The organism is Rosenbergiella metrosideri (genome assembly GCF_022602565.1).
In the GTDB taxonomy this organism is placed as follows: domain Bacteria; phylum Pseudomonadota; class Gammaproteobacteria; order Enterobacterales; family Enterobacteriaceae; genus Rosenbergiella; species Rosenbergiella metrosideri.
On the sequence record NZ_JALBCV010000029.1, the window covers coordinates 1 to 5,425 of the forward strand.

8 protein-coding genes are annotated in these 5,425 nt (G+C 43.9%); 5 read left to right on the top strand and 3 right to left on the bottom strand.

The window, feature by feature from the left end:
* Positions 1–65 precede the first annotated feature (65 nt).
* The 3 genes from MKR94_RS16070 to MKR94_RS16080 all read right to left on the bottom strand — a co-directional run bounded on the left by MKR94_RS16070 (position 66) and on the right by MKR94_RS16080 (position 2,196).
* The gene (locus tag MKR94_RS16070; RefSeq protein WP_241647830.1) at positions 66–422 is read right to left on the bottom strand and encodes a hypothetical protein; all 357 of its coding nucleotides are present in this window, start codon (positions 420–422) and stop codon (positions 66–68) included.
* A gap of 377 nt (positions 423–799) precedes the next feature.
* A complete protein-coding gene (locus MKR94_RS16075; RefSeq protein ID WP_241647831.1) occupies positions 800–1,273 on the bottom strand; it encodes a hypothetical protein in 474 nt (157 codons plus the stop codon).
* Between the two features lie 269 nt (positions 1,274–1,542).
* Positions 1,543–2,196 carry a LexA family protein gene (locus tag MKR94_RS16080; RefSeq protein ID WP_241647832.1) on the bottom strand — a complete coding sequence of 218 codons (654 nt, stop codon included), beginning with the start codon at positions 2,194–2,196 and terminating at the stop codon, positions 1,543–1,545.
* Positions 2,197–2,300: 104 nt separating this feature from the next.
* Here MKR94_RS16080 and MKR94_RS16085 point away from each other — a divergent pair, with 104 nt between their 5' ends.
* From MKR94_RS16085 to MKR94_RS16105, 5 genes are all read left to right on the top strand, one after another.
* A complete protein-coding gene (locus tag MKR94_RS16085) occupies positions 2,301–2,519 on the top strand; it encodes a helix-turn-helix transcriptional regulator (protein ID WP_241591419.1) in 219 nt (72 codons plus the stop codon).
* Positions 2,520–2,643: 124 nt separating this feature from the next.
* Positions 2,644–2,919, top strand: a complete 276-nt coding sequence (locus MKR94_RS16090; protein WP_241647833.1) for a CII family transcriptional regulator — start codon at positions 2,644–2,646, stop codon at positions 2,917–2,919.
* 38 nt (positions 2,920–2,957) lie between these two features.
* Positions 2,958–3,119 (top strand): hypothetical protein, encoded by a 162-nt coding sequence (locus MKR94_RS16095; protein WP_241624498.1) that lies wholly within the window; start codon positions 2,958–2,960, stop codon positions 3,117–3,119.
* 52 nt (positions 3,120–3,171) lie between these two features.
* Positions 3,172–3,984: a replication protein gene (locus MKR94_RS16100; RefSeq protein WP_422047542.1), complete on the top strand. Its 813-nt coding sequence runs from the start codon at positions 3,172–3,174 to the stop codon at positions 3,982–3,984.
* Between the two features lie 2 nt (positions 3,985–3,986).
* Positions 3,987–5,339 carry a replicative DNA helicase gene (locus MKR94_RS16105; protein ID WP_241647835.1) on the top strand — a complete coding sequence of 451 codons (1,353 nt, stop codon included), beginning with the start codon at positions 3,987–3,989 and terminating at the stop codon, positions 5,337–5,339.
* The last annotated feature ends 86 nt before the right edge of the window (positions 5,340–5,425 follow it).

Sequence of the window (5,425 nt, forward strand, 5' to 3'; positions counted from 1 at the left end):
TACATTGAGCCAGTAAAGAAATATTTCTTATCTAGTGAAGAACTAAAAAAGAAATATCTTGGATACTAGCGAGCTGTTACTTGATTTGATTTACGGTGACCTGCGAAAAACAAGCCGACATCTTGTAAGCACGTTGGCCCTTCAACTATCGGCTTACGGTTAAATTCGTGCATATAGAGATACGTTGCGCGAATCAGTCCGTTCTTATAGTCAATGACATGACGCTTGGCTGCTGCTGCGACTAGGATTAGCGGCTTTGGCTCATAGCCTGGTCTTTGCACTGGTGTAATTGTCTCGCCAATGTCCTGATAACTGCGACCAACCATCGTTGGATTAGCTGCTGCGAATGCCATTTGCTTGGCTTTACGCTTCTCATCACGGCGAGTACGAGCGGTAGATTTTAAATTCTGTGCCGGAATCATAATTACCTCCTGAATGAATTTTGGTGGTGTGGTGTTCGATAACTGGTCCGCTACATGACTAGTATTTTCACAGTCAGTTTCTCGGCTGCTCAGTATTGAGCTTCACCACACCCCAAAACTCACGCTTTGGTTATTTGCACTTTTCAGCGCTCGATTGAGCCATCGTTATGATGGGGTACTACGCGAACACTTTGTTTCGCAGTCGATGTGTTGTGTCGATGAGGTAATAATCACAGATTGCTATTTGATGGTCAATCACAAATTGCTATTAATTTTAATTTATAGCATAATGTGATTGTTTTATAAGGCTTTTTATTTTTCACAGGCAAAAAAATCCGCATATAGCGGCATCTAGGTATGATTTTGAGAAGTGGTTTCTATTTTGATATCAGGTGGAATGGGTTACCACCAAAATCCTTTGGGAGCTTTATATTGAAAACCTTCAGGAAAATAGCTCCAATCCCGACAAATAACGAGGTTATCAGAATGCAGATCATAGTTGTGATTGGATTCTTAATTTTGTAAGAGTCTAGTATCGAGTTGAACGCATGGCTGTACCCCGAAGGTTTTTGAGCCTCCACTGCCTTAGTGGTTTTTGCCTTTAACTGAATTATTTTAAAAGTAAAAATAAAGGGGAAAATCACGGTGAAAATAGGCATCGATACCCAGAATCTTGATAGCTGATATGCTCTGTATATTGAGTTACACGAATCAAGGGGATTGGTTTTATCTTCGATAAAAGAGGCTACTATTTCAGCGGTATCACTCAGCTTTTGACGGTATTTTATTCTTCTTCCTATGCAGTAATTCACGAATAAAATTGGGATTACCAAAAAAAGGATCTCAAGCATTGTCCCTCCTTCTATTCTTGATTCTTCTCTTTAAATCTCGGTTGATACGCATCTCATCAACTCTGATTGGCATCGTTTTGATTACATAATATACCAACAAGGAGAGAAAAACGAAGGGAACGACACCCATCCAAAAAATCCATACATAGTGATTCTTTTGATAAGTGGAATCCATCAATATGTTGAGGCTATCTATTGCTTCAGGTATCCAGCTCAAATCCATGATATTACCTATTACAAAAACCGCATCTTAGCCTCTACAGCTACGCCTAGCTGAGTACATCTTCAGGCCACTGTGCCTTGATTACCTTTCCAATAATCCTACAGTTTTCATTGCACTCGATGCTTTGGTAGCGCGGATTAGGGTTCAAAGGCTCTAGCCATGCGGTACAGTCCTCCCACACAAGCTTCTTAAAGGTCACTTCTGAGTCGTTGTGAATTCCAGCTACGCAGAAATCACCGCTTTCAACTGGAACCTCTGGATCTACCAGTATCAGCATTCCCTCTGGGAAACTTGGTCTGCTTCCTTGAGGTGCCGTCATCGAGTGACCTGAAACCTCAAGCCAAAATGAATTCTTTGAGGCTTTCTTGGTTGAGGCTATCCAAGCTCTTGCGTCACTTTCAGTAAATCCATCTACATCGGTAAACTGTCCAGCCTGAGCTGTTGTGAACAATGGATACTCATAGCTTTTGAATACAGCCCCGCTCTCATCGCCAAAGAGAATGAATGAAGGTGATGTTTTTAATACTGAAGCAAGTACCAGTGCATCTTCGGCGCTTATTTTTCGATTGCCTAGCTCATAGTTACCAATTCTTGATTGAGATCCCCATCCGCAGACCTTCGCGAGCTGACCTTGACTTAAGTCAGCTTTCTCTCTCAATGATTTTAGGCGTTCGCCAATAACTTCTTGCATAGTTTTCATAAAATTATTTTATCACGCAGTGTGATTTTAAATACTCACGAATTGCTATTGATGTGTAATCACAATATGCTATTATCGCAATATGATTTTTAAAGGAGGAACCTATGAATCTGATTGCAGAAAAACGTAAAACAATTGCAGTCTCTCAAGACGCTTTAGCTCAAAAACTTGGGTGGAGTCAGTCAAGGATTGCCAACTACGAAAGACTGAAACGAACTCCCAGCTTAGAGGTTGCCCGATTAATTATCGATGCACTAAAAAGCCTTGGTTGTGAATGTTCTCTTGATGAAGTTTTTCCACCAAACAAAAACAAAGCTGCTTAATAGATATTAGTAACACCATTCAATCGAGCACTGAAAAGTGCAACCCCACCTAATAGCACCAATCTATTTATGGCATTCAGCTATTAGCTGATCGCTCAACTAAACACACAAGGAATTATGAAGCATGGAACATGCAACTACACGCAATAGCGCTCGCGCAATTGAAAGCAAAATCTTAAACAAAATCTCTCTAGTGGGGCTTAGTAATGTGGCTAAGGCCGTTGGAGTTGATAAATCGCAAGTCTCTCGCTGGAAGGCAAGCTTTATCCCGAAGATGTCGATGTTATTGGCTGCTCTTGAATGGGGAGTTGATGACGAGCAGATGAATGATTTAGCTCAGAGGCTGAGGATATTCCTCACAAATGAAAACGCCCCGAATGGTGGAACACTCGAGGCGTAGTTGCTAATCGATTTTTGAGACAAATCAACGAGGTAATTATGACAAAAAAGCGTAGTAATTTCCAGCAAAAAGAGGAGCGTTACCAACCTGATCGCCCCGTAGGGCTGGTTGATGTAGCCGCTAACAATCGTGCATTTGCCGCACGGTTAATCGGAGAGTTTCGACTAGCTAAAGCAGGGGTTAAACATGGTAGCCGTTAGACATTTATCACTGGTTCCAAACGAGCCAATTAGCGAATATTCGGAGCGGAAAGTGGCTGATACTGATGATGGTTTCATCATGTTAGCAATGACGCTTTATGAGGAACTGATAGGGGCTAACCTAACTCGCAATCAGGCCAAGGTGGCGCATGCTGTATGTCGTAAAACGTATGGCTTTAAGAAGAAGATGGACCGCATCGCAGATAGTCAGTTAGCCGAGATTTGCAGAATCAGTAGACCTAAAGCAAACATTGCTAAAAACGAACTGATTTCCATGAATATTTTAATCAAAGATGGTTCACGGATTGGGCCAAATAAGAACATATCTGAGTGGAGAATTCCTGATTGTTCCCAGATAGGTAACATTGTTACCAAAACGGTAACAGAAAGTGTTACCAAGTCGGTAACTCAAGGTGTTACCAAAACGGAACACACAAAAGATATTATTCAAAATATAAAAGATATTACCCCTATATCCCCAGAGGGGAATGATTCGGTTGACCAGAAATCAAAACATGAAAAACCAAAATCTACTCGCAAGAAATCATCGCCAGTCCAATTCGATCACCAACGCTTTATCGACACTTGGAACTGCAAAGCCGATCAGTACGGACTACCCCGCATGAACGTAATCACTAAAACCGCAGAGGACGGAATAAACCGCCTGTACCGGTCGCATGTGAAATACTGCAAGCAAACCGGGAAAGAGCCGGCAGACGTGGACACGATGATTAACGGGTACATCGAGTTCGGTTACACGCCAACCCAGTGGGCTTGCGGTAAAAACTCTGAAGGGAAACGGTTCGGAATCGATACAGCACTGACCCAAAAGAAAATCGACGAGATTCTGTCTAGCGAGGATTAACCATGGAAAGTTTGGAATTTGAAGAACTGCTAGTCGCGGCGATGATCGTCAAGGGTGACCACATCGATACCCGCGATATTGTCGGAAAGCTACCAGTCGAGGCATTCGCTAACCATCACCTGAGAGCGATGTATCGGGCGATTGTTCGTCTGCTAGACCAAGTTGAGCCGATTGATATTTTCACCGTCAAACATGGCGTTCCGGCAGAAACATCGGATTTAGTTTTGGAAGTCGCCCGGCGTAGTTCATCGGCATCGAATATCAAAGTTTGGGCCAAGAAAGTCCGCCAGTGCTGGATGGTTAGACAGGCCAAGGAGAAGCTCAACAGCGCGTTAGAGTCCCTATCTGGTATCAACACTCATAACATCAACGATGTGCTCACAGAGGTCTCTGGGGAGCTTTCCACAATCCAATTTGAAACCAATGACCGGCTACCCCGGCGCATCGGCGACATGATGGAGGATTACATGGACGTTCTTGAGCAGAGAACCAAAGGCGAAGAATCTGGCCTGTACCTGAAAACCGGAATCCTCCCGATGGATGAGAAATACGGCGGCTTTGACCGTACCGATTTAATCATCTTGGCGGGTCGTCCGGGGATGGGGAAAACTGAGCTGGGAATCATGATCGCCAATAGTATTGGCCGCAGCAAGGGGCGCGGGTTATTTGTCTCGATGGAAATGTCTGAGATGCAGATTGTCGAAAGGCACGTTGCAGACAGAAGCGGTTTAGCAGTCGGCGCACTCCGTAATCCTAACGACATGATTGATGAGCAATTTACCCGGTTAACTGTAGCCTCATCTCAACTGCAAGACGAAGATAACTACGTGCTCGATGGTGCATTCAGCGTTGATGAAATCATTGCTCATGCAGAGCGTATGAATCAAGACAATGGCCTTAGCTTCCTCGCTATCGACTACCTCCAACTCATCAAGAAGCCTAAGGCAGAGCGCAATGACTTGGCAATCGCCTACATCACAGGCCGATTAAAGCAGTTTGCGCTGAGAAACAAAGTTCCAGTAATCCTTCTATCACAGCTTAACCGTGGGCTTGAAAGCCGAATTGATAAGCGGCCTAACCTAGGAGACTTACGAGAATCTGGATCAATAGAGCAGGATGCCGACGTGGTTATCTTCCCTTACCGCGATGAAGTCTACGACGAGCACAGTAAGTTCAAAGGCATTGCAGAAATCATTGTCGAGAAGTACCGCTCTGGACAGCCCGGAACTTTCTACATGGGATGGCGCAATGGTCACTTTCTCCCAATCGACCAGCAAGAGGCCGCGGCCCGATATGCTCAGAACGAGGATGAAGCCAAGCCCAAATCGAACTGGCGAGGCCAGAAAGCAAGCTAACCCCCACATCGCTTAAAGCGGTTTTTTTATGTCAGTAGGAGAGGGATATGACACCAAATATTAATTACAAATACTCAGTTTTCCGT

What these genes read in the sequence shown, in the direction of transcription:
- MKR94_RS16070 (WP_241647830.1), bottom strand. Translation starts at nt 422, where the DNA reads ATGATTCCGGCACAGAATTTAAAATCTACCGCTCGTACTCGCCGTGAT.
- MKR94_RS16075 (WP_241647831.1), bottom strand. Translation starts at nt 1,273, where the DNA reads ATGCTTGAGATCCTTTTTTTGGTAATCCCAATTTTATTCGTGAATTAC.
- MKR94_RS16080 (WP_241647832.1), bottom strand. Translation starts at nt 2,196, where the DNA reads ATGAAAACTATGCAAGAAGTTATTGGCGAACGCCTAAAATCATTGAGA.
- MKR94_RS16085 (WP_241591419.1), top strand. Translation starts at nt 2,301, where the DNA reads ATGAATCTGATTGCAGAAAAACGTAAAACAATTGCAGTCTCTCAAGAC.
- MKR94_RS16090 (WP_241647833.1), top strand. Translation starts at nt 2,644, where the DNA reads ATGGAACATGCAACTACACGCAATAGCGCTCGCGCAATTGAAAGCAAA.
- MKR94_RS16095 (WP_241624498.1), top strand. Translation starts at nt 2,958, where the DNA reads ATGACAAAAAAGCGTAGTAATTTCCAGCAAAAAGAGGAGCGTTACCAA.
- MKR94_RS16105 (WP_241647835.1), top strand. Translation starts at nt 3,987, where the DNA reads ATGGAAAGTTTGGAATTTGAAGAACTGCTAGTCGCGGCGATGATCGTC.